At 19.0% G+C, this 231-nt stretch carries 1 protein-coding gene; it reads left to right on the top strand.

Features of this window, described 5'->3' with window-relative positions; genetic code table 11:
- Window positions 1-17 precede the first annotated feature (17 nt).
- Window positions 18-231 (top strand): hypothetical protein (locus tag BUE91_RS01165; protein WP_244889861.1); only part of this gene is annotated, 214 nt, incomplete at its 3' end.

The following is a 231-nucleotide window of genomic DNA, read 5'->3' as shown; positions in this document are numbered from 1 at the left end:
AAGAAAAATTTATAGATTTGGAAATTTTTAAAGAAAAAAATGAATTAGATAAGGAATTTTCTCTATTACAAGATTTGATTGATTTTTATAAATTTGATGATGGTTTCGATTTAAGTCAACTATCTAATATAAGTAGATTTTTAAAATTAATTTCTATCTTTGGTAATTACTTAGAAGCTATTGATTTACATGAATTAAGAAAGAATCTAATAGTTTATAGAATATCTAAAT

This window comes from Streptobacillus notomytis (assembly GCF_001902585.1).
Taxonomy (GTDB): Bacteria; Fusobacteriota; Fusobacteriia; order Fusobacteriales; family Leptotrichiaceae; genus Streptobacillus; species Streptobacillus notomytis.
Note: the sequence above shows the minus strand (reverse complement) of the source record. Positions and strands in the feature narration are given on the sequence as shown.